At 58.3% G+C, this 22,340-nt stretch carries 21 protein-coding genes, 1 pseudogene and 1 other annotated feature; of the genes and pseudogenes, 6 read left to right on the top strand and 16 right to left on the bottom strand.

The features are described from left to right. Positions 1-271 precede the first annotated feature (271 nt). Positions 272-838, top strand: coding sequence for an acetate uptake transporter (gene satP / locus G9X48_RS13710; protein WP_097641654.1), 567 nt, complete (start codon positions 272-274; stop codon positions 836-838). Positions 839-895: 57 nt separating this feature from the next. Here satP and G9X48_RS13705 read toward each other — a convergent pair whose 3' ends face one another. From G9X48_RS13705 to tal, 3 genes are all read right to left on the bottom strand, one after another. Further along, positions 896-2,197 (bottom strand): MFS transporter, encoded by a 1,302-nt coding sequence (locus G9X48_RS13705; RefSeq protein ID WP_097641655.1) that lies wholly within the window; start codon positions 2,195-2,197, stop codon positions 896-898. A gap of 127 nt (positions 2,198-2,324) precedes the next feature. Further along, the gene (gene mog, locus G9X48_RS13700) at positions 2,325-2,912 is read right to left on the bottom strand and encodes a molybdopterin adenylyltransferase (protein WP_012125810.1); all 588 of its coding nucleotides are present in this window, start codon (positions 2,910-2,912) and stop codon (positions 2,325-2,327) included. A 108-nt stretch (positions 2,913-3,020) separates the two neighbouring features. Beyond that, the gene (gene tal, locus G9X48_RS13695) at positions 3,021-3,974 is read right to left on the bottom strand and encodes a transaldolase (protein ID WP_004386273.1); all 954 of its coding nucleotides are present in this window, start codon (positions 3,972-3,974) and stop codon (positions 3,021-3,023) included. 205 nt (positions 3,975-4,179) lie between these two features. Between tal and G9X48_RS13690 the strand changes: the two genes are divergently transcribed. Both G9X48_RS13690 and yaaA read left to right on the top strand, forming a co-directional pair. After that, complete coding sequence (locus tag G9X48_RS13690; RefSeq protein ID WP_097648110.1) at positions 4,180-5,610, top strand: sodium:alanine symporter family protein; 1,431 nt, start codon at positions 4,180-4,182, stop codon at positions 5,608-5,610. 78 nt (positions 5,611-5,688) lie between these two features. Beyond that, positions 5,689-6,462, top strand: a complete 774-nt coding sequence (gene yaaA / locus G9X48_RS13685) for a peroxide stress protein YaaA (protein ID WP_105536304.1) — start codon at positions 5,689-5,691, stop codon at positions 6,460-6,462. A gap of 51 nt (positions 6,463-6,513) precedes the next feature. Here the strand turns inward: yaaA and thrC are convergent, their stop codons facing one another. From thrC to yjjY, 6 genes and pseudogenes are all read right to left on the bottom strand, one after another. Beyond that, on the bottom strand, positions 6,514-7,803 hold the full coding sequence (gene thrC / locus G9X48_RS13680; RefSeq protein WP_007864113.1) for a threonine synthase: 1,290 nt from the start codon (positions 7,801-7,803) through the stop codon (positions 6,514-6,516). A 3-nt stretch (positions 7,804-7,806) separates the two neighbouring features. Then, entirely contained in the window at positions 7,807-8,736 is a 930-nt protein-coding gene (gene thrB / locus G9X48_RS13675) for a homoserine kinase (protein ID WP_097641266.1), read from the bottom strand. Between the two features lies 1 nt (position 8,737). Then, positions 8,738-11,200 carry a bifunctional aspartate kinase/homoserine dehydrogenase I gene (thrA, locus tag G9X48_RS13670; RefSeq protein WP_012125814.1) on the bottom strand — a complete coding sequence of 821 codons (2,463 nt, stop codon included), beginning with the start codon at positions 11,198-11,200 and terminating at the stop codon, positions 8,738-8,740. A gap of 25 nt (positions 11,201-11,225) precedes the next feature. Next, positions 11,226-11,343 (bottom strand) — a sequence feature (Thr leader region). Continuing rightward, complete coding sequence (gene thrL / locus G9X48_RS13665) at positions 11,282-11,350, bottom strand: thr operon leader peptide (protein WP_071601047.1); 69 nt, start codon at positions 11,348-11,350, stop codon at positions 11,282-11,284. Its footprint overlaps the feature before it by 62 nt. A 211-nt stretch (positions 11,351-11,561) precedes the next feature. After that, positions 11,562-12,248 carry a tRNA/rRNA methyltransferase gene (locus G9X48_RS13660; RefSeq protein ID WP_097641265.1) on the bottom strand — a complete coding sequence of 229 codons (687 nt, stop codon included), beginning with the start codon at positions 12,246-12,248 and terminating at the stop codon, positions 11,562-11,564. A gap of 394 nt (positions 12,249-12,642) precedes the next feature. Continuing rightward, a pseudogene (yjjY, locus tag G9X48_RS13655) lies at positions 12,643-12,784 on the bottom strand (protein YjjY). A 97-nt stretch (positions 12,785-12,881) separates the two neighbouring features. On the opposite strand from yjjY, the gene arcA reads away from it, so the two are divergent. Continuing rightward, a complete protein-coding gene (arcA, locus tag G9X48_RS13650; protein ID WP_007675752.1) occupies positions 12,882-13,598 on the top strand; it encodes a two-component system response regulator ArcA in 717 nt (238 codons plus the stop codon). 58 nt (positions 13,599-13,656) lie between these two features. Here the strand turns inward: arcA and creD are convergent, their stop codons facing one another. The 4 genes from creD to creA all read right to left on the bottom strand — a co-directional run bounded on the left by creD (position 13,657) and on the right by creA (position 17,709). Beyond that, entirely contained in the window at positions 13,657-15,015 is a 1,359-nt protein-coding gene (creD, locus tag G9X48_RS13645; protein WP_097641264.1) for a cell envelope integrity protein CreD, read from the bottom strand. Positions 15,016-15,094: 79 nt separating this feature from the next. Next, complete coding sequence (gene creC / locus G9X48_RS13640; protein WP_014729638.1) at positions 15,095-16,519, bottom strand: two-component system sensor histidine kinase CreC; 1,425 nt, start codon at positions 16,517-16,519, stop codon at positions 15,095-15,097. Continuing rightward, the gene (gene creB / locus G9X48_RS13635; RefSeq protein WP_097563789.1) at positions 16,519-17,211 is read right to left on the bottom strand and encodes a two-component system response regulator CreB; all 693 of its coding nucleotides are present in this window, start codon (positions 17,209-17,211) and stop codon (positions 16,519-16,521) included. The genes creC and creB overlap by 1 nt, the downstream gene beginning before the upstream one ends. A gap of 18 nt (positions 17,212-17,229) precedes the next feature. Next, the gene (gene creA, locus G9X48_RS13630) at positions 17,230-17,709 is read right to left on the bottom strand and encodes a protein CreA (RefSeq protein WP_004386283.1); all 480 of its coding nucleotides are present in this window, start codon (positions 17,707-17,709) and stop codon (positions 17,230-17,232) included. A gap of 210 nt (positions 17,710-17,919) precedes the next feature. Here creA and robA point away from each other — a divergent pair, with 210 nt between their 5' ends. Continuing rightward, positions 17,920-18,789 carry an MDR efflux pump AcrAB transcriptional activator RobA gene (gene robA / locus G9X48_RS13625; protein WP_105629587.1) on the top strand — a complete coding sequence of 290 codons (870 nt, stop codon included), beginning with the start codon at positions 17,920-17,922 and terminating at the stop codon, positions 18,787-18,789. Here robA and gpmB read toward each other — a convergent pair. Further along, complete coding sequence (gpmB, locus tag G9X48_RS13620; RefSeq protein ID WP_004386285.1) at positions 18,786-19,433, bottom strand: 2,3-diphosphoglycerate-dependent phosphoglycerate mutase GpmB; 648 nt, start codon at positions 19,431-19,433, stop codon at positions 18,786-18,788. The genes robA and gpmB overlap by 4 nt on opposite strands. A 56-nt stretch (positions 19,434-19,489) precedes the next feature. Here gpmB and yjjX point away from each other — a divergent pair, with 56 nt between their 5' ends. After that, positions 19,490-20,005, top strand: a complete 516-nt coding sequence (yjjX, locus tag G9X48_RS13615; protein ID WP_004386286.1) for an inosine/xanthosine triphosphatase — start codon at positions 19,490-19,492, stop codon at positions 20,003-20,005. On the opposite strand, the gene trpR is transcribed toward yjjX, so the two are convergent. Both trpR and sltY read right to left on the bottom strand, forming a co-directional pair. Beyond that, positions 19,996-20,325 carry a trp operon repressor gene (trpR, locus tag G9X48_RS13610; RefSeq protein WP_004386287.1) on the bottom strand — a complete coding sequence of 110 codons (330 nt, stop codon included), beginning with the start codon at positions 20,323-20,325 and terminating at the stop codon, positions 19,996-19,998. The genes yjjX and trpR overlap by 10 nt on opposite strands. 54 nt (positions 20,326-20,379) lie before the next feature. Next, the gene (gene sltY / locus G9X48_RS13605; RefSeq protein WP_097641263.1) at positions 20,380-22,314 is read right to left on the bottom strand and encodes a murein transglycosylase; all 1,935 of its coding nucleotides are present in this window, start codon (positions 22,312-22,314) and stop codon (positions 20,380-20,382) included. Between the last annotated feature and the right edge of the window lie 26 nt (positions 22,315-22,340).

Here is a 22,340-nt window from a genome sequence, read left to right as displayed (position 1 = left end):
TCGTCATCATGTGGTATGAACCTGTTATGCGGGCTAACGGTGGGGATTCAACCGTCCACCGCCCTTTTTTTTCAGGCTCATCCTTTGCGGTTGACTACAAGATGGGGTCGGCTTGTCCGCCATCAAGGGGCAATACGCAAAATTTTTTTATTTTGTCCCCTCCGGGATCATAGACGGCGCGAAACGGCCTGATTATGATGCCGCGCCCCGCCACGGAAGATAACGTACGGGGCGTTACTTTTTGCAAATTTTCTTATTCTTTTGAGGGTTTATGGGCAACATTAAGTTGGCTAATCCGGCCCCCCTGGGGTTAATGGGCTTTGGTATGACTACCATTCTGCTCAATCTGCACAACATCGGGATGTTCCCGCTGGACGGCATTATTCTGGCGATGGGGATTTTCTACGGCGGTATCGCGCAAATTTTTGCCGGTCTGCTGGAATATAAAAAAGGCAATACCTTCGGCTTAACGGCGTTCACGTCCTATGGCTCATTCTGGCTGACGCTGGTCGCTATTCTGCTGCTGCCGAAAATGGGCCTGGCGGACGCGGCCAACGGGCATTTCCTCGGCGTTTACTTAGGCATCTGGGGCGTGTTCACGCTGTTTATGTTCTTTGGCACGCTGGGTGGCGCTCGCATGCTGCAGTTCGTCTTCCTGAGCCTGACGGTGCTGTTCGCGCTGTTGGCCATCGGTCATCTGATGGATAACGAAAGCATCGTACATATCGCAGGCTGGATTGGTCTGGTGTGCGGCGCGAGTGCTATCTGGCTGGCGATGGGCGAAGTGCTGAACGAACAGTATGGCCGTACCGTACTGCCGATCGGCGAGAAACGCTGATTTACCCGACGTCGTGCCCGCGGGCACGACGTCGCTTCTTTATTATTCCTGCCTGAACTACGGTTGCGCCGCCACCGCGCTCCGGCTCTCAACCTGCCGCTTTCGGCCAAGCCACACGCCAAGCCCAAGCCCCATAACGGAAAGCGCCAGCACGTACCACGCGGGTGCCATCGGCGAGACGCCCATCAGCATCGTCACCGCGACAGGCGTTAACCCACCAAAAATGGCGTACGCCACGTTGTAGGAGAACGAAATGCCGGTAAAGCGCACTTCTGCCGGGAATGCGCGCACCATTACGAACGGCACGGCCCCCACTACGCCGACGCACAGCCCCACCAGCCCGTAGAGAAGAAAAAGCTGCTCCGGGTGCGTGCCGGAAAGGTGATAAAACGCCCAGCTGGCAGCCGCCAGCAGCACGCTACCGACAATAAACGTCCGGCTTGCGCCGAAGCGGTCGGCGGCAAGCCCGGCCAGCAGGCAACCGACGCAGAGCATCATCGTCGCGATGCTGTTAGCCTGTAACGTCACCGCAGGCGCAAAGCCGTACTGTTTTTGCAGCCACACCGGCGACATCAGGATCACAACGACAATCCCCGCCGAGAGCAGCCAGGTCAGCAGCATAGAAATCACCACCGCCTGGCGATGCTTCACCACCACGGCTTTTACCGGCAGCTCCTGCGCCAGCGCCTTGCGCTGCTGCATCTCAAGGAAAATCGGCGTCTCCTGGAGCCAGCGGCGCAGATACATCGCCACCAGGCCAAACGCGCCGCCGAGCAGGAAAGGAATACGCCAGCCGCCGTCATGGATGGCCTGCGCCGTCATGCTGGTGTTAATAATCGTAGCGACCACGGAGCCGAGCAGAATGCCCACCGTCAGACCCGCCGTCAGCGTGCCACAAGCGATACCAATGCGTTTTTCCGGCACATGTTCCGCCACAAACACCCACGCGCCGGGCACCTCGCCGCCAATCGCCGCGCCCTGCAAAATGCGCATCATCAGCAGCAACACCGGTGCGGCGATGCCCATCGCGGCGTAATCCGGCAACAGGCCTATCAGCAGCGTCGGCACCGCCATGAGCAAAATGCTCAGGGTAAACATCTTTTTGCGCCCGACCAGATCGCCGAAGTGCGCCATGATAATGCCGCCAAGCGGCCTTGCCAGATAACCCGCGGCGAAGATCCCAAACGTCTGCACCTGACGCAGCCACTCCGGGATATCCGGCGGGAAGAAAAGCTCTCCCACCACTGCCGCGAAAAAGACGAAGATAATGAAATCGTAGAATTCCAGCGCGCCGCCAAGGGCCGCCAGCGTCAGCGTTTTATAATCCTGACGATTAAGAGGGCGTGTTTGATGTTCCATAACGAACCGTTTGTAAAGAGGTGGGCGTGAATTAGCTTACTGCAAAAACGTAAACTAAAAGTGACTATATCGTTAAATCACGATCACGCCACGCTCAACGGGTATTTATGCCAGGAACAGCAAATAATTAGTTTTTTACGTCGCGAATTGCGCTTTTGGGACGAAAAGCCGCTACTACGCTGGCGTTAGTCTCAACGTAAGGGCCATCCAGCAGCTGGATGCAGTACGGCACGCTGGCAAATATTCCTGCCACTTTCACTTTTCCCTGCTCATCTTTCAGCCCTTCAAGCGTCTCCTGAATGGATTTTGGCTGGCCGGGAAGATTAAGGATCAGCGCCTGCTTGCGAATGACGCCCACCTGGCGCGACAGAATCGCGGTCGGCACAAAGTTGAGGCTAATCTGGCGCATCTGCTCGCCAAAGCCCGGCATTTCACGGTCGGCGATAGCGAGCGTGGCGTCCGGCGTCACATCGCGACGCGCAGGGCCTGTGCCGCCAGTGGTCAGTACCAGGTGGCAGCCCATTTCATCCACCAGTTCGCAGAGCGTCTGTTCAATGAGCGGCTGCTCGTCAGGCACCAGACGCGTCTCCAGCACGAACGGGGTCGTCAGCGCCTGCGTAAGCCACGCTTCGAGCGCCGGAATGCCTTTATCCTGATACACACCGCTGGAAGCGCGGTCAGAAACTGAAACTAAGCCTATGCGTAACGTATCCATATCATTTCCGAAAATCAGTGCAGTTTTGCGAAATGATACACGCCAGCGCGGTTTGCAGACAGGGAGAGAGTGCAAGAAACGTGGCCGGCGGAACCGGCCACGGAGGGATTACAGCAGTTCTTCGACCATTTTTTCCAGTTTTTCCTGGTCAATGGCGAACTTGCGGATACCGTCCGCCAGTTTGTCCACGGCCATCGGATCCTGGTTGTGCTCCCAGAAGAACTGGGATTCGGTCAGACGTGCCGGACGCGCTTTCACCTCGCCGTTGAACGCGAGTTTGCGCTCAACCGCGCCTTCGCTTTCCGCCAGCTCTTTCAGGAGCGCAGGCGCGATGGTCAGACGGTCGCAACCCGCCAGCTCAAGGATTTCGCCGACGTTACGGAAGCTTGCGCCCATTACCACGGTTTCATAGCCGTGCTGTTTGTAGTACTGGTAGATTTCCGTCACAGACACCACGCCCGGATCTTCCTGCGGCGCGTATTCTTTCTTGTCGGTGTTCGCTTTGTACCAGTCGAGGATACGGCCCACAAACGGGGAGATCAGATACACGCCCGCTTCAGCACAGGCACGCGCCTGCGCGAAGGAGAACAGCAGCGTCAGGTTACAGTTGATGCCTTCTTTTTCCAGCTGCTCTGCAGCGCGGATGCCCTGCCAGGTGGAAGCCAGTTTGATCAGGATGCGATCGTTGCTGATGCCGGCGTCGTTGTAGAGTTTAATCAGGCGCTTGGCTTTGGCGATGCTGCCTTCGGTGTCATAGGACAGACGCGCGTCCACTTCGGTAGAGATACGGCCAGGGATAAGCTTCAGGATTTCCAGACCGATATTCACTGCCAGTTTGTCGGTGGCGTCCACGACCTGCTGCGCGCGGTCGCTGCTCTGGCTTTTCGCCCAGGTCACCGCGTCATCGATCAGTTTACGGTATTCAGGGATCTGTGCGGCGTTAAGGATCAGAGAAGGGTTAGTCGTGGCATCCTGCGGCTGGTACAGCTTCATTGCCGCGATATCTCCAGTGTCAGCAACCACAGTGGTGAACTGACGAAGGGAGGTCAATTTATCCGTCATGATAGTGTTTCTCTTTTGAACTACGTGTCAGGGAATGTAACCGGTCTGCGGTGATGATATCACGAGACTTTTCGAGCGCAACCGGGGCAATCGCGTCGTTGCCATGTGATAAACTGCTTTTATTTCAGGCTCTGCGCTTTCATGGAAGGCATGTCGGCATCCCCGCCGCAGGCAATAAGGCAGAGTCACGCTGCGAGGAACAGGCATGTCGGATTTTCTGTTATTTATCAGCGAAATATTATGGGAATCAGCGATGCTGTACCTGCTCGCAGGCGCGGGTCTCTGGTTCTCCTGGCGCACACGGTTTATTCAGTTCCGCTATCTGCGCTTTTTCCCGCGCGCGTTAAGCCGCAGCCTGCGCCCTTCCGGCAGCGGGCTGACGGCGTTCGAAGCGCTCTGCACCAGCATCGCCGCGCGCGTCGGCAGCGGCAATATCGCGGGCGTTGCGCTCGCCATCATCAGCGGCGGGCCGGGTGCCGTGTTCTGGATGTGGGTCGCAGGCCTTATCGGCATGGCCACCTCTTTTGCTGAAAACGCGCTGGGCCAGCTCTATAAAGGGCGAGACAGAGACGGTTATTTTCGCGGCGGGCCCGCCTGGTATATGGAGCGTGGGCTCGGTATGCGCTGGCTGGGCGTGCTGTTTTCCCTCTTTTTAATCTTCACTTTCGGACTTCTCTTTAATGCCGCGCAGGCGGGCGCGCTCTCAAAAGCGCTCAGCAACACCCTCACCCTCTCCCTGCCCGTCAGCAGCGGAGTGCTGGCTTTGTGCCTGCTGCCGATGCTGGTGCTCAGCTTTAACCGCGTGGCGCGCCTGATGCGTTTCGCCGTGCCGCCAATTGCAGGCATCTGGATCATCACGGCGCTGGTAGTGATGGTGATGCATATCGCCGCGCTGCCCGACATCCTCTGGCTAATCGTTCGCAGCGCTTTTGGCTGGCATGAAGCCGCGGCTGGCGCGGCTGGCTGGACGATAAGCCAGGCGCTGACCAGCGGTTTTCAGCGCGGTATGTTCTCCAACGAAGCAGGGATGGGCGCGTCGCCCAATGCGGCGGCGGCGGCCACCTCATGGCCGCCCCACCCTGCGGCGCAGGGCATCGTGCAGATGATCGGCGTGTTTGTCGACACGCTGGTTATCTGTTCGTCTACCGCGTTTATCGTGCTGCTGGCGTACCCGTCTGCGTCTGCGACGGCGACCGACGGACTGACGCTCGCGCGCGAATCGCTGGGCCTGCTCGCTGGCCCCTGGGCAAAAGATCTGGTGGCAGGCGTGATTGTGCTCTTCGCGTTTATCTCCATCGTCGCCAATTACGCCTATGCCGAAAACAATCTGGTGTTTTTACGCCGCTATACGCCGCCATACCGCTGGCTGCTTCGCACGTCAGTCATCGCGATGGTGTTTGCCGGGCCGTTCCTGAATCTGCCGCTGCTGCGCCAGGTCGCCGAAGTGGCGATGGCGTTAATGGCCGTCATGAATCTCACCGCCATTCTGCTGCTCTCACCGGTCGTAAAGTGCATTGCTGACGACTACCTGCGCCAGCGCAGGCTCGGCTTACGGCCCGTCTTTAACACCGATCGCTACCCGGAGATAGCGCGTCAGGTGGAACCGGAAGTCTGGCGCAGCGCGCCGCTGGATTAAGCGCTTTCAATCGCAGCCATTGGTTCACTTTGCGGCGTTCTTTGGTAGAGTTTCGGGAAAACCAAGAAAGGAAACGTCATGCTGATTCTTATTTCCCCCGCCAAGACGCTGGATTACCAGAGCCCGCTTGCCACAACGCGTTTCACGCAGCCTGAACTGCTCGATCATGCGCAGCAGCTTATTGATGTGGCCCGCCGCTTAACCGACGAAGAGATTGCCAATCTCATGAGTATCAGCAGCAAGCTGGCGTCGCTGAACGCCACTCGTTTTAATGACTGGCAACCGGATTTCACACCGGATAACGCCCGTCAGGCGATTCTGGCGTTTAAAGGCGATGTTTACACCGGCCTGCAGGCGGAAACTTTCAGCGACGCGGATTTCGATTTCGCCCAGCAGCACCTGCGGATGCTCTCCGGGCTTTACGGCGTGCTGCGCCCGCTCGATCTGATGCAGCCGTACCGTCTGGAGATGGGCACGCGGCTCGCCACCCCGAAAGGCAAAGATCTTTACAGCTTCTGGGGCGAGACGATTACCGAAAAACTTAACGAAGCGATCGCCGCTCAGGGCGATAACGTGGTGGTGAATCTGGCGTCAGATGAATATTTCAAAGCGGTGAGGCCAGCGAAACTGAACGCGGAAATCATCAAGCCGGTGTTCCTCGATGAGAAGAACGGCAAGTTTAAAGTCATCAGCTTCTACGCCAAAAAGGCGCGCGGCCTGATGAGCCGTTACATCATTGAACATCGCCTGACGAAGCCGGAACAGCTTATGGCATTCGACAGCGAAGGTTACTTCTTCGACGAAGCGTCATCAGCAGGCAACGAACTGGTCTTTAAGTGCCACGAGCAATAAAAAAGCCGCCTGCGAGACAGGCGGCTTTTCCCTTCATTCAGCCTGCGCCGCTTACGGCGCTTTGCTCATCATCAGTTCACGCAGCGCAGCGAAATCCGCCGGCAGCGAATGCGACAGCAGCGGCAGATCGACGCGCTCTGCAAGCTCCGGCGGGAGTTCCAGCGTTTCGCCAAGCACCGCTTCCACGCTCTCTTTGAATTTCGCCGGATGCGCGGTGCCGAGGAACAGCCCGTACTCGCCAGGGCGTAGCTGATCGCGCAGCGCGCGGTAAGCCACCGCCGCGTGCGGCTCAGAGAGATACCCCAGCTCGCGCAGTTCGCGCATGGTTGCCTTTGTGGTGTCATCGTCGATGGTTGCCACACCCAGCTCGTTAAGACGCCAGATTTTACGGCGGAAGAGTTCTTCCACGCGCGGCCAGTTGTTCGGCTGTGACACATCCATCGCGTTCGAGAGCGTCGCCACCGTCGCATTCGGCAGCCACTCGCCGTGTTGCAGGAAACGCGGCACGGTGTCGTTGGCATTGGTGGCGGCGATAAAGCGCTTCACCGGCAGCCCGGCGGATTTTGCAAGCAGCCCGGCGGTGAGATCGCCGAAGTTGCCACTCGGCACCGACACCACCAGCTGGTTGCGGGCTTCCTGCGGCAGCTGCGCGACAGCTTCAAAGTAGTAGCAGATCTGCGCCAGCAGGCGGCTGATGTTAATGGAGTTAGCAGAGTTAAGGCCAAGTTTCGCCTTCAGCTCTTCGTCATCAAACGCCTGTTTCACCAGCGCCTGGCAGGCGTCGAAATCGCCGTCGATGGCGACGGTTTCAATATTGCCGCCAAGCGTACAAAACAGTTTTTCCTGCAGCGGGCTGATTTTGCCGCGCGGATAGAGAATAACTACCTGCACGTTTTTCAGGCCGTAAAACGCGTGGGCTACCGCCGCGCCCGTGTCGCCGGAGGTTGCAGTCAGAATGGTTACCGGTTTATCGCCGCTGATTTGCGTCAGCATCTGTGCCATAAAACGCCCGCCGAAATCTTTGAACGCCAGCGTCGGGCCGTGGAACAGCTCCAGACAGCCGATATCTTCCGTCACCTGGCTTACCGGCGCCGGAAAGGTGAACGCCTTTTCCACGCGCTGACGCAGCGTGTCCGCCGGGATTTCATCGCCAATATAGGCGGAGAGGATTTTGCTGCTGCGGGAGACAAAATCCATCTCCAGCATTTCGTCGATTTCGGTCAGGCTGAATTCCGGCAAATCGTGCGGGAAAAAGAGCCCCTGATTTTTACCCAGTCCCTGCGTGACGGCCTGCGCAAAGCTGACCTGCTCGTTATGATCTTTCAGATTATAAAGTTTCATGCGTTATCCCAGTACTCGTGCGCCAGCCGTGTCGAGACGGCAAATATGTACAAAGCCTTCCTGATTTTGCAGATAGTGCTGCTTCAGCCACTCTGCCACCCGCTGCGCGGTGTCGGTTTTATCGCAGACCGCGAACAGCGTCGGGCCGGAGCCGGAGATCCCGCAGGCGAGCGCCCCGGTTTCCAGCGTCGCCTGACGCGCCTCGCTAAAGCCCGGCAGCAGTTTTGTGCGGTAAGGCTCGGCGATGACGTCACGCATCAGTTTAGCGGCAAGCTGCGGCTGGCGCGTATGGCAGGCGTGAATAAAGCCCGCGAGATAGCGCCCGTGGCTGATGCAATCCTGACGGCGATACTGCGCCGGTAAAATCGCCCGCGCCTCGGCGGTGGAGACTTTAATGCCGGGATACGCCATCACCCACAGCCACTCGTCAAAACACGGCACCGGCTGGCTGATAATGTTGTTTTCTTCCAGCATCAGCTGCAGCCCGCCCAGAAAACAGGGCGCGACGTTATCGTAATGAATGCTGCCGGAGATGCGGCCTTCCAGCTCGCCCATCAGCGTCAGCAGGCGGTCATCGCCAAGCGGCTTGCCGCAAAATTCGTTCATCGCCATCAGGCCCGCGACCACGGAACAGGCGCTGGAGCCAAGCCCGGAGCCTATCGGCATATTTTTTTCAAGCGTCATGGCGACCGGCACGGTTTTGCCTATCTCCTGACAAAAACGCTCCCAGCACTGCCAGGCGATATTTTCGCGCGGCTCGGCGGGCAGCTTGCTGACGAAGCGCCCGGTGTTGGTCAGCGAAAATTCCGCCGCCGCTTCCACCGTTACGCAGTCGCCCAAGAGCTCGCCATTTACCGGCGACACCGCCGCGCCTAATACGTCAAACCCCACGCTGACGTTGCCAATGGAGGCCGGGGCATACACTTTAACCATCTTAAACTCCTAACTTCCATGACAGGGTGCGCAGCAGATCGGCGAACACGCCCGCCGCCGTGACATCATTACCTGCGCCGTAGCCACGCAACACCAGCGGCAGCGGCTGATAGTAACGGCTGTAGAACGCCAGCGCGTTTTCGCCGTTTTTCACTTTATAGAGCGGATCGTTGCCGTCAACGGCGGCGATTTTCACGCGGCAGACGCCATCTTCTTCAATGGTGCCGATATAACGCAGCACTTTGCCTTCATCGCGGGCCTGGGCCACGCGGGCGGCGAACTCGTCATCCAGTTGCGGCAGGCGCGCCATAAAGCTTTCGGTATCGCCGCTGTCGTCGAAGCTTTCCGGCAGTACCGGCTCAATAACGATATCGCTAAGCTCAAGATGGCGGCCTGTTTCGCGCGCCAGGATCAGCAGCTTACGCGCCACATCCATGCCGGAGAGATCGTCGCGCGGATCCGGCTCGGTATAGCCCATTTTGCGCGCCATCGTGGTTGCTTCAGAGAGGCTCATGCCCTCATCCAGCTTACCGAAGATAAAAGAGAGCGAACCGGAGAGAATGCCCGCGAAGCGTTGCAGCTCATCGCCCGCATTCAGCAGGTTTTGCAGGTTTTCGATTACGGGCAGCCCCGCGCCAACGTTGGTGTCATAGAGGAATTTGCGGCGCGACGCGGCGGCGGCGTGGCGCAGCTGGTGGTAGTACGCCATCGACGACGTGTTAGCCTTTTTGTTGGGCGTCACCACGTGGAAGCCTTCGCGCAGGAAATCGGCGTACTGGTCCGCCACCGCCTGGTTAGACGTACAGTCGACAATCACCGGGTTCAGCAGGTGATACTCTTTCACGAGACGGATCAGGCGGCCGAGATTGAACGGCTCGTTGGCCTCTTCCAGCGCCGCACGCCAGTTCTCCAGATCGAGACCGTGAACGTTGGTCAGCAACGCGCGGGAATTGGCGACACCGCAGACGCGTAGATCGATATGCTTCTGCTTGAGCCACGCCTGCTGGCGCTTAAGCTGCTCCAGCAGCGCGCCGCCGACGCCGCCAACGCCTATCACAAACACTTCAATCACCTGATCGGTGTTAAACAGCATCTGATGGGTGACGCGCACGCCGGTGGTGGCGTCATCATTACTCACCACCACAGAGATAGAGCGCTCTGACGAGCCTTGCGCGATTGCCACAATGTTAATGTTGGCGCGGGCGAGCGCCGCGAAGAATTTGGCGGAGATGCCGCGCAGCGTGCGCATGCCGTCGCCCACTACCGAGATAATCGCCAGGCGCTCCATGATGGAGAGCGGCTCCAGCAGCCCTTCTTTCAGCTCCAGATAGAATTCCTCTTCCATTGCCCGCTGCGCGCGGGCGCAGTCGCTTTGCGGCACGCAGAAGCTGATGCTGTACTCGGATGACGACTGGGTTATCAGCACCACCGAGATCCCGGCGCGGGACATGGTGGCGAACACGCGCGCCGCCATCCCCACCATGCCTTTCATGCCGGGGCCGGAGACGTTAAACATCGCCATATTGTTCAGGTTGCTGATGCCTTTCACCGGCAGGCCATCTTCATCGCTGGACGCGCCAATCAGCGTGCCTGGCGCCTGCGGGTTACCGGTATTTTTAATCAGACAAGGGATCTGGAACTGGGCGATGGGGGTAATAGTGCGAGGGTGAAGAACTTTAGCGCCGAAGTAGGAGAGCTCCATGGCCTCCTGATACGACATCGACTTCAGGAGCCTCGCGTCCGGCACCTGGCGCGGGTCACAGGTATAGACGCCGTCGACGTCGGTCCAGATCTCACAACAGTCGGCGCGCAGACACGCCGCCAGCACCGCGGCGGAGTAATCAGAGCCGTTACGCCCGAGCACCACCAGCTCGCCTTTATCGTTCCCGGCGGTAAAACCGGCCATCAGGATCATGTGATCCGCCGGGATTTTGCTGGCCGCGATGCGGCGGGTGGATTCGGTGATATCGACCGTGGATTCAAGGTAATGGCCGACCGCCAGCAGTTTCTCCACCGGATCAATGACAGTCACTTTATGGCCGCGCGCCTCAAGCAGCGCCGACATAATAGCGATCGACAATTTTTCGCCGCGGCAGATCAGCGCCGCGTTGATGCTGTCCGGGCACTGGCCGAGCAGGCTGATGCCGTGCAGCACATGTTTAATTTGGGCAAATTCCTGATCCACCAGCGCTTTCATCTGCGCATACGGGAATTCAGGCTGGGCGTCGCTGAGGCCTTTCAGGAGTTCGGCAAAAATACGTTCGGCATCGCTGATATTCGGCAGGGCATCCTGGCCACTGATGGTTTTTTCAATCATCGCCACCAGATGGTTGGTGATTTTTGCGGGGGCAGAAAGAACGGTCGCTACCTGCCCCTGCCTGGCATTGCTCTCCAGAATGTCGGCGACACGCATAAAGCGTTCTGCGTTCGCGACCGATGTACCGCCGAATTTCAACACTCGCATTGTTGTTACCCCTTGATTTTATGCCGAAAAAAAAGCCCGCACTGTTCAGGTGCGGGCTTTTTTCAGTTTTTCCTGTACGCGTCAGCCCGCCCCGTTACCTGTGGTAATGGTGGTGGTAGTAATAATGGTAGTCAGGCTGATGCGAATCATGAATGTTGTGTGCTCTGTACTTTTCTGTTTTCTGTCCTGTATCTCTATTGGTTAAAGTAATCGTCAGGTTAAGTCAACGAATATTTCATTTACGCACCGGCCGAAACTTTCCCCACGGATACCGATAAAAGCCGCACTCACGGCCCGAAAAACCGGCAAACGCCCTGCCTCTTTAGCATTTAATGCTATTCAATGGAGACATGTCAGCATTTCAGCCCGCCACTTTTTTTTCGATATCGTGCAGCAAACGATGCAGCATTGCGGTGTCGCGCTGCTCAAGCAGCCCGAGACGCTGCTGTAACCAGTCGGCCATTTTGAGGTCGTCTGCCACCCCGAGCGTCGCCAGCAACGTATCAATGCGCAGACGTAACGCTTTCAGCTGTTGCTCATCGGCGGCGGGTGCGACAGCAGGCACGTTTTGCATCAGCGCGGTTAACTGATAACAGTACACCATCACCGCCTGGCCCAGATTGAGCGACGGATAGTCCGCCACCATCGGCACGCCGGTCAGCACATCGGCCAGCGCCAGCTCGTCGTTGGTCAGCCCCGAATCCTCACGGCCAAACACCAGCGCCGTGACCGGCAGCCAGGCCGCTTTCTCTTCAAGCAGCGGCAATAACTGTTGCGGCGTCGCGTAATAGTGAAATTTGGCGCGGCTACGCGCCGTGGTGGCGACAGTGAAATCCACATCTTCCAGCGCGGCGGCGAGCGTGTCGTAATGCCTTGTATTATCGAGAATATCGCCCGCGCCGTGGGCAACGCGCCGTGCGGCTGGGTCGAGATGAGCTTCACTGGCGACGATCCGCAGTTCGGTAAATCCCATGGTTTTCATCGCGCGCGCGGCGGCACCGACGTTTTCAGGTCTGGCGGGAGACACAAGAATAATGGGCAAACGCATAAGGCTTTTAATGATCCTGTTGTGGAGGTAAATATCAGCGCGCTAATTAATACGCGTCGCGAATTTACATTTTATATACAATTACAGCATGAAAGTGACAGTAAAAACGATAAATAATAGTTATGAATTATTCAGAAAAGCGCGGCTTAATTATGCTTTAAAAGCTGTCTTATGCGGCTGTTTAGCATCAAAAAAAGCCATATAAATTCCGCTTGCTTATCGGATTCACCTTGTTTATTAATTAGGATATGAAATTATCCGTATTGTTATTCAAATGTAACCAAAGTTAGTTCTTCGCTGCGACGATCTCATCAAACTGTTAACGTGCTACAATTGAACTTGATATATGTCAACGAAGAGTAGTTTTATTGGGTGTTGGTATCGTATCATCCTGTTATGTTGCTGTTAAAATGGTTAGGATGACTGCCGTTTTTGACACCGTCGGGTCCAGAGGGAAAAGTACCCACGACCGAGCTAATGATGTTGTTGACGTTGATGGAAAGTGCATCAAGAACGCAATTACGTACTTTAGTCATGTTACGCCGGGCATGTTAATTTATGGCATGCAGAAGGCAGGTCAGGGACTTTTGTACTTCCTGTTTCGATTTAGTTGGCAATTTTTAGGTAGCAAACATGCAGACCCCGCACATTCTTATCGTTGAAGACGAGTTGGTTACACGCAACACGTTAAAAAGTATTTTCGAAGCAGAAGGCTATGATGTCTCTGAAGCCACCGATGGCGCCGAGATGCATCAGATCCTGTCTGATAATGATATCAACCTGGTTATCATGGATATCAACCTGCCGGGTAAAAATGGCCTGTTGCTGGCGCGTGAACTGCGCGAGCAGGCGAACGTCGCGCTGATGTTCCTGACCGGCCGTGATAACGAGGTGGATAAAATCTTAGGCCTTGAGATTGGCGCCGACGATTATATCACCAAGCCGTTTAACCCCCGTGAACTGACTATTCGCGCCCGCAACCTGCTCTCCCGCACCATGAATCTCGGTACGGTGAGTGAAGAGCGCCGCAGCGTGGAAAGCTACAAGTTCAACGGCTGGGAGCTTGATATCAACAGCCGTTCGCTGATTAGCCCTAACGGCGAGCAGTATAAACTGCCACGCAGCGAATTCCGCGCGATGCTGCATTTCTGCGAAAATCCGGGCAAGATCCAGACCCGCGCGGAACTGCTGAAGAAAATGACCGGTCGCGAACTTAAGCCGCATGACCGTACCGTTGACGTGACCATCCGTCGCATTCGTAAACATTTCGAGTCCACGCCGGACACCCCGGAAATCATCGCCACCATTCATGGCGAAGGTTACCGTTTCTGCGGCGATCTGCAGGAATAAGGCGTTTCGGCGCCACGCAAAAAGGGCGGAATTTCCGCCCTTTTTTATTGCCCGCGTTTTACTTCCAGAGCCGGAACCGCTCCTCCTGCGGCGCAGGCGTCAGACGCTGATAGCGTGGTTTCGCGGGCGTCAGCGCATACCAGTCGATATGGCGCGTCAGTAGCATCACCGCCGTCAGCGCGATGAACAGCAACCCGCTGCCGAGCAACAGCGCGAAATCCTGCGAGCGCAGCAGTTGCCAGAGCACGCCGTCGAGCGCCAGCAGACCACCGGCGAACATCAGACTGCGCCGCCACCCTTTCAGCACCGCCTGAAGATAGAGCGCGTTCAGCCCCGCTCCCGCAAGGCTTGCGGCAAGCCAGGCCAGGTTAAAGCCGATGTGTTCTGAAAACGCCAGCAGCAGCAGATAAAACATCACCAGTGCAAGCCCCACCAGCAGATACTGCACCGGGTGCATCGTAATACCGCTGAGCGTTTCGCAGACGAAAAACGCCATATAGGTGAGCGCTATCAGCAGCACGGCGTATTTCACCGCCCGGTCGGTTAGCTGGTACTGATCCACCGGCGTTGCCACCGTCACGCTAAACGCAGGCAAGTTGCGAAGTGTCACGCTCTGCGCGTCATGAAATTCACTGTCGATATTGTTGGCATACCAGCTGCTGCGCCATTTCGCCGCAAAACCGCTGGCGGAAATCTCCCGCGTCGCTGGCAGGAAATTGCCATAAAAACCCGGATGCGGCCAGTTGCTGATAAGCGACAGCTCGCTGTTGCGGCCCAGCGGCACGACGGAAAACGCGCCGGTGCCGTTTAGCTCCAGCGAAAAACTGACCGTGAGCGTCGGGGCATTCAAAAGTGCCGCAGGTACGATGGCATGCAAACCCTGGCCGCCCTCTTCAAGCCCGGAACCGGGCTCCACCGCCAGCGCCTGCCCGTTGATTTTCAGCGCGCCCACGTTACCGATGCCGCGCGCATCGCCCACCGCCATCACCAGCCGCGGGTCGCCCAGCTGATACTGCGCGCCGGGGTTGAGCCCCTGTTCAGGCAAGGTAAAGCGCGCTTCCAGCGCGATATCGCTGCGCCAGACTTGCCCTTCGTAAATACCGATATGCCGCGGCTCAACCGCCTGCTTTCCCGTGACCACCAGCGACTCCGGCAGCCAGTAGCGAATAAAACTGCGCGTTTTGGTGACGTCTTTGCCCCCTTCCGTCACGGTGGTGATTTCGGTTACCGGAATGGCGATAAGCGGCCCCACCAGCTTTTGCGGCCCGCTGGTGCTCTGCTCAAGCGAGTGTGACACATCGTCGCGATAGTCGGCACGCTCGCCGATAACCACGCTCAGAATGCGCAGCGGAATTAACAACAGCGCCATACAGCCCAGCAGCGCCAGCCCTTTTAACATCAGTGGTGATTTCAACATAAGCCTCTCCTCTTCGATGTTGCCGAAGATAGAGGGCTTATGTGGGGTGGAAATGAAGTTATGTGAAGCGTCGGTGAAGTCAGGCGGGCGGTAACGTCAGCCGCGCCTCAACGCCGCCTTCAGGGCGGTTAACGAGCGCTATCTCGCCCTGGTGAAGCCGCGCCACCTCCTGCACGAAAGCAAGGCCGAGCCCGCTGCTCTTCTGCCCGCTCGCGCGCGGCAGTGAATAGAATCGCTCGAAGATACGCGCCAGCGCGTAATCCGGAATACCGCTGCCGGTATCCGTTACGCGCACGATAACGCGCTCGCCCTCCTGCCACGCGCCAAGCGTTATCTCACCACCAGGCGGGGTGAAGTCGAGCGCATTGACAAGAAGATTGCCGATGGCCTGGTGCAGCAGCGCCTCGTCGCCCGCCACGCGCAGGCTGCCGGGAGCGGGGTCGATAGTGAGCCGCACCGATTTTTGCAAAAGCGTCGAGGCATGCAGCTCCGCGAGCGTGGCGAAAAGCGATGCCAACAATACCGGCTCAGGCACGATCTCCAGCCGGTTTTCCAGCTTCGCCTGCTGCAACAGTTTTTCAACCAGCGCCTGCATACGCGCGTTTTGCTCAAGAATATTGTCGCAAAAGCGCTGTGCCACCGCCGGCGGCGGTGATTCACGCAGGATCTCCGCCGCGCCGCGAATGCCTGCAAGCGGGCTTTTCAGCTCGTGAGTCAGCGCGTGGACGTACTGCTCGATATAGTTTTTACCCTCCAGCCGTACGCGCATATTTTCCAGCGCCTGGGCGAGACGTCGCAGCTCGCTGCTGCCGGGGTCAGGCAGCGGCAGCGGTGCGGCTTCGGTGACCGAATCGGCGTAACGCACCAGTGTGCCGATGGAGCGGTTAATCCACAGCACCATAACGATGCCGGTCAGCAGCGCGATACCGAGCAGCGCCACGCCCGCCATCATGATCCGGTGTTCGCTGCGCCTGATCACCGGCGCAAGCGCGATATTCGGCTTGCCCACGCTCAGCACGCCGATGATGCGCCCGGCGTCGCGCACGGGCGCGGCGACATACATTACTGTGCTGTCAGGGTCGTCCGGATGCAGCGGCGAACTGCGCGCGCCATACTTGCCGCGAAGCGTCAGCCAGACATCGTTCCAGCGCGAATAGTCCTGCCCGACTGCCGCGCCGCTGGAGTCAAACACCACGCGCCCCTGCGCGTCGGTCAGGTACACGCGGTATTCATTGCGCTCTTTTTTAATGCCGCTGATGTTGGCGTTGACCGGGTAATGATTTAACCGCTCAAAGGCCTGCGCCAGTTGCCCGTCGCGCGGATGGCCCGCCAGCAGATCGTCACGGGCGATTTCCGCCAGCAGCGTGGCGGTGTCATTAAGCGAGCCTTCCGTCGCACGCCGCACGCCGGGTTTGATCTCCTGCACGAAAATCGTGAGAACAAACCAGGCCGCCACGGCGACGATCAGAAAGTAGCCCAGTAGCAGCCGCATGCCGATACGCATCAGTTTACCGCCAGGCTGTAACCCAGCCCCCGATGCGTATTGACAGGCGACACGTCAGGATTGACCGCGCGCAGCTTGGCGCGCAGCGTTTTAATATGGGTATCGACGGTGCGATCGAAACTGTCGTTCGCATCTCCCCAGACGATATCCATCAGTTGCTGGCGCGAATAGACGCGCCCCGGCGCCAGCAGCAGCGTTTTCAGCAGCAGGTATTCATAGCGGGTGAGCGACAGCGGCTGACCACACCAGGCGATGTGCGCGGCCTCGTCATTGAGCTCGAAACGCCCCACCCGCACAATGGTCTGCGCGCCGCGCTGCTGCTTTTGCAGACGCCGCAGGATGGTACGCACACGGGCGCAAACTTCCCGAGGCGAAAACGGCTTGGCGACGTAATCATCCGCGCCGATTTCCAGGCCAATAAGCTTATCGACCTCTTCGCTGCGCGCGGTCAGAAACAGCACCGGCAGCGCAGGATGCGCCGCCAGAAGCTGACGACACAGCTCAAAGCCGCTGATATCCGGCAGGCCCACATCCAGCACGACGAGATCGGGCAGCGTCTGGCGCGCGGCGTCCAGCGCGGGCAGCCCGCGCTCAAACGTCCGCACCGTAAACCCTTCAAGCTGCATCACATATGACAGCGCTTCGCTGATGCTGGTCTCATCCTCCACCAGCCAGACGGTTGTCTGATTCATCCTGAATAGTCCTGTGAATTACCGGGCCTGACCCCACGGCATAATCGGTACGGCGCTCAGCGCGTTTTTCGGCGAGCCTTCGACAACTTTATCGGAATAGGTCAGATAGGCGAGCGTGTTGCGTTTCGCGTCGTAAAAACGCACCACCTGCAGTTTTTTAAAGACCAGCGATGTGCGCTTCTGGAACACCACATCGCCCTGCGCTTTCCCGGCTTTGATTTTATCGCTCAGTTCAATGGGCCCGACCTGCTGGCAGGAAATCGCCGCATCGGACGTGTCTTCCGCAAGCCCCAGCCCGCCCTTGATACCGCCGGTTTTGGCGCGGCTCAGGTAGCAGGTCACATTTTTGACATCCGGATCGTCAAACGCTTCCACCACAATTTTGTGATCCGGCCCCAGCCATTTAAACACGGTATCAACCGATCCAATTTCTTCCGCACGTAAACCGCCGGTTAAAGCCATAAACAATGCCGGAATTAATAACAGCTTGTATTTCATATTGTTACCATTCATTAAAGGTTACGTTTAGTGATTATTCACCGTTAAAACAAAAAACCTTACAGATCACATTGTTACTCAAAAATCCTGTTTTGCAGCAGTCCGCTCCGCTTTAACCGCAAAAGAAAACACTGAATGCCAGAAGAACAAAAAATGCTACTATTCGCTACCCACTTTTTCAGGCACTGCGTTTAAGGATGAGGATTAAATATGGATCAGTCTGGGATCATTCGGGATCTGCTCACCTGGCTGGAAAGCCATCTTGATCACCCCTTGTCTCTGGACAATGTGGCGGCTAAAGCCGGGTATTCCAAGTGGCATTTGCAACGGATGTTCAAAGAGGTGACGGGCCATGCCATCGGGGCTTATATTCGCGCGCGCCGCTTGTCAAAATCCGCCGTTGCGCTGCGTCTCACCGCGCGCCCGATTCTCGATATCGCGCTGCAATACCGTTTCGATTCACAGCAGACATTCACTCGCGCGTTTAAAAAGCAGTTTTCGCTGACGCCTGCGCTCTATCGCCGCTCGGCGGACTGGAGCGCGCAGGGTATGCGCCCGCCGCTGCGCCTTGAGCCGTTCACGCCACCGCCGCATCAGTTTGTCACGCTCGCGCCGATGCACCTCACCGGCCTCACCCAGAGCTATACCTGCTCGCTTGAGCAAATCTCGGTGTTCCGCCAGCAGATGCGTGTCCAGTTCTGGCGCGAATTTCTCGCGAACTGTCCGACCATTCCACCGGTCTTTTACGGCCTGAATGAATCACGCCCGAGCGTCGAAAAAGATGACGAGCAGGAAGTCTTTTACACCACCGCGCTGCCGGAGCCGCTGGCGGAAGGCTGCGTGGAGCACGCCCATCCGGTGACGCTGGAGGGCGGCGATTATGTGCAGTTTACCTATGAAGGACCAGGCACCGGCGTTCAGGAGTTTATCCTGACCGTCTACGGCACCTGTATGCCCGCACTGGGGCTGACGCGCCGCCGTGGTCAGGATATCGAGCGCTATTTGCTTACGGAGGCGTCCGGTGCCCAGGAGGGCGACATCAACCTGCGCTGCGAGTACCTGATCCCCATCCGCCGTTAACGCTGTAGCTCATCCAGCGCAGGCGCATCGAGATGCGACACATCGCCTGCGGTTTCCACCACCCAGCCGGACGCCAGCCACGGGCTCTGCTGATAATCGACACGAGAGATTGAGCAGTTGCGCAGGCGCAGTCGGCGCTCCGCATACGCGGGCAGACCGAGAATGGTGCTGACGAGGCAGCCAAGCGCCATACCGTGGCTCACCAGTAACGGGCGGCTTCCCGGCGGCAGATCGAGGCAGGCGTTCAGCGCGCCGTGCATACGCTCGCTCACTTCCTGCATCGATTCCCCTTGCGGAATACGACCATCCGGCGTGCCGTTCACCAGCTGGCGACGCCAGCCTTCTTCTTCTTCGCTGAGGGTGTCGAGATGACGGCGCTCAAGGATGCCCATATCCAGCTCACGCAGGCGCGGATCGAGTATCACGTCGCAGCCGCAGCCCTGCGCGATAATCTCAGCGGTGCGCTGCGTGCGTCCCAGATCGCTTGTGATAATGTGCGTAATGCCAAGCGCTTTAGCGCGCTGCGCCACCTGCATGGCCTGGCGTTCCCCTTTTTCCGTCAATGGGCTGTCCGATTGCCCCTGGATGCGTCGCTCGGCGTTCCACTGCGTTTCACCGTGGCGAACCAGATATACCTGTAACATGCTTTTTATCCGTTATACTGCTGCGACTTTAAACGTCTGTGAGTGTGAATTGAATTATGTACCATGTTGTCTGCGCCACGACGAATCCAGCCAAAATTCAGGCGATTCTGCGTGCATTTAGCGAGATTTTCGGCGAAGCATCCTGCCATATTGACGCCGTCTCCGTCGATAGCGGCGTGCCGGAACAGCCGCTCGGCAGTGAAGAAACGCGCACCGGCGCACGCCAGCGCGTCATTAATGCCCGCGCGCTGCGCCCGCAAGCCGATTACTGGGTGGCGATTGAAGCCGGTATTGATGACGACAGCACGTTTAGCTGGGTGGTGATTGAAAGCGCAGACCAGCGTGGCGAAGCGCGCTCGGCGACGCTACCGCTGCCTGCGGCGATCCTTAATGAAGTGCGCGCCGGAAAAGCGCTCGGGCCGGTGATGTCGGCCTGGACAGGCATTGATGAAATCGGGCGTAAAGAAGGGGCTATCGGCATTTTCACCGCCGGTAAGCTGACGCGCAGCAGCGTCTACCATCAGGCGGTGATCCTGGCCTTAAGCCCCTTTCATAACGCGATTTACCGCTGAGCCTGTAACAGCTCCTGCTCAAGCCACTGGCGCAGCTCCGGCGGCGCCGCTTTCAGGCTGTTAGAGCCGCGGGTGATCGTCGCGATCCCCGCGCCCAGTTCGCTCTTCAGCTCGCGCTGGCTCATCTCGCCGCGCAGCAGCTCTTCAATGATCCGCACACGCGTGCCGAGCGCGGCGCGTTCGTCCGGCGTCAGCAGCAGCGTCAGCAGCGGAAGATGCAGGTCTTTGTCGAAAGATTGTTTCAGGAGCGCCACAAAGCGCAGCCACTCCTGATTACTCTGTTCGGCCTGGGCCGCGGAATAGGTTGAATGTTGAGTCATCAGATGCCGCCATACTCGTTCACTAGTACGACAGGATAGCACAACGCCGTCGAATCAGTAACGGCGGCTCCACTCCGCATCGCTCATCAACACCGGCTTACCGCCCATGAAGTAACGGTAATAGGCATCATAAGCCAGCACGTTTTTCACATAACCGCGCGTCTCTGAGAACGGAATACTTTCGACAAACGCGACCGCATCGATACGCCCGGCGCTGTTGCCAAGCCAGGTGCGCACGCGCCCCGGCCCGGCGTTATAGGCGGCAGAGGCGAAAATACGGTTGTTGTCGAACATGCCATAGACATACTGCAAATAGCTGGTGCCTATCTGGATGTTGGTTTCCGGGTCGAGCAGCTGCGCGCTATTGCTGTAGCCTGGCAGATTAAACATCTTCACCGTGTGGGTGGCGGTGCCCGGCATTAATTGCATCAGGCCAGCCGCGCCTACCGGCGAGCGCACTTTCGGGTTCCAGGCGCTCTCCTGACGGGCGATCGCCATCGCGTAGCTCTGCGGAACGGCTTTGTCGCTCACGTAGCGGGCGAAGAGATCTTTATAAGCCAGCGGGAAACGCTCTTCGAGCTGATCCCAGAGCTTACCGGCGATCGTCGCCTGCACACTCAGATCCCACCAGTTACGATCAAACGCGTAACGCGCCAGCGCCGCCTGCTCCTGCTTGCTGCGACTGGTGACGAGGTTCGCCCATTCGCTGCGCGCGGTGTTATCAAGGCCCCAGTACATCAGCTCGCGCACGCGCGCCATCTCCGGGCCTTCAAACAGCGCGGCGTTTACCGCTGGCGCTTTATCGACACGCAGCGGGTAATCTTCGCCAAGCCGCTGGGCCGCTGCCATCGGGTAGAAACCGCGCTGCTGCATCAGCGAATGCAGAATGGTTTTGGCCTCGTCGTCGCGCCCACGCTCCATCAGAAGATCGGCCTGCCAGTAGCGCCATTCGTCTTTTTCTTTCGCCTCCATCGGCAGGCGCGCAAGCCAGGTGTTTAACCCGCTGCGATCGCCGATGCCGAGCGCCATACGCACCCGACGCTCAATGAGCGATGTGGATTCTGAACGCATGATCGCGTCGTCGCGCCAGCGGGCCTGCTCTGCGGTGACATCGCTGCCCATGAGACGCCACGCCACGATATCGCGCAGCTCCTGCGCCTGGGCGTCGTTCAGTTGCTGCGCCTGGATGAGCGACGGGATCATCAGCCGCGCGTTTTCCACATCCTGACGGGCGACGCTTGCAAACGCCACCGCGGCCATCTGGCGCGTGAAATCGGTCGCGCCGACGCTGCGCACAAAAGTCATCACGCTGTTGGGATCGTTTGCCAGGCTCACCAGCGCGCTGCTGATGGTCTGATAATCCGGCGGCAGCTGGCTTGCGAGCGAGCTGACAAGCGACGTGTTGCCCTCTTTCATCGCAAGGCGAATGCGCTCAAGGTAAGCCAGCGGATCCTGCGCGCCGGACGTGCGCCACGCCTGGAAGAGGCGCTCGCACGCCGCAGGCAGGTTTTTGCCGGTCTGCCAGAGATCTTTCGCGCCCTGCCAGGCACCCTGCGCGTCGCCGGTGTTCCACTTCGCGTAATAGTAGTTGCACTGCGCCTCGGTGCTGCCAGGCGGTTGCGGGCTGAACGCCAGCAGGCCGCGCCAGTCTTCGCGGCGCGCCAGTTCGTTGACAAACCGGGACGTCAGCGTGCGCGCCGGCGGCAGCGTCGGGTTCGCCTGAATAAACTGCTGCACCGCGATAGTCGGCTCGTTCATGAGATCGTCAGTGAGCTGGCGATACTGCAAATAGGGATAGAGCGGATAGGTTTGCAGGGTGGGCATCAGTTGCTCCACCACGTCCATCTGCCGGTTATCCCACGCTTGTTTGATCTGCGCATAGCGGCTGCGCTGCTCGTCGAGCGAATCGGCGCGTGCGGCCTGGCCGAGCGTCAGCAGGCAGACGCCCGCCGCCAGCCACCGCCAGACGACCTGTCTGGATGTTCCCACAATCCTTCCTCATGTTAATTGACTGA

The organism is Cronobacter sp. HA18006 (assembly GCF_011605445.1).
GTDB lineage: Bacteria > Pseudomonadota > Gammaproteobacteria > Enterobacterales > Enterobacteriaceae > Cronobacter > Cronobacter sakazakii.
Note: the sequence above shows the minus strand (reverse complement) of the source record. Positions and strands in the feature narration are given on the sequence as shown.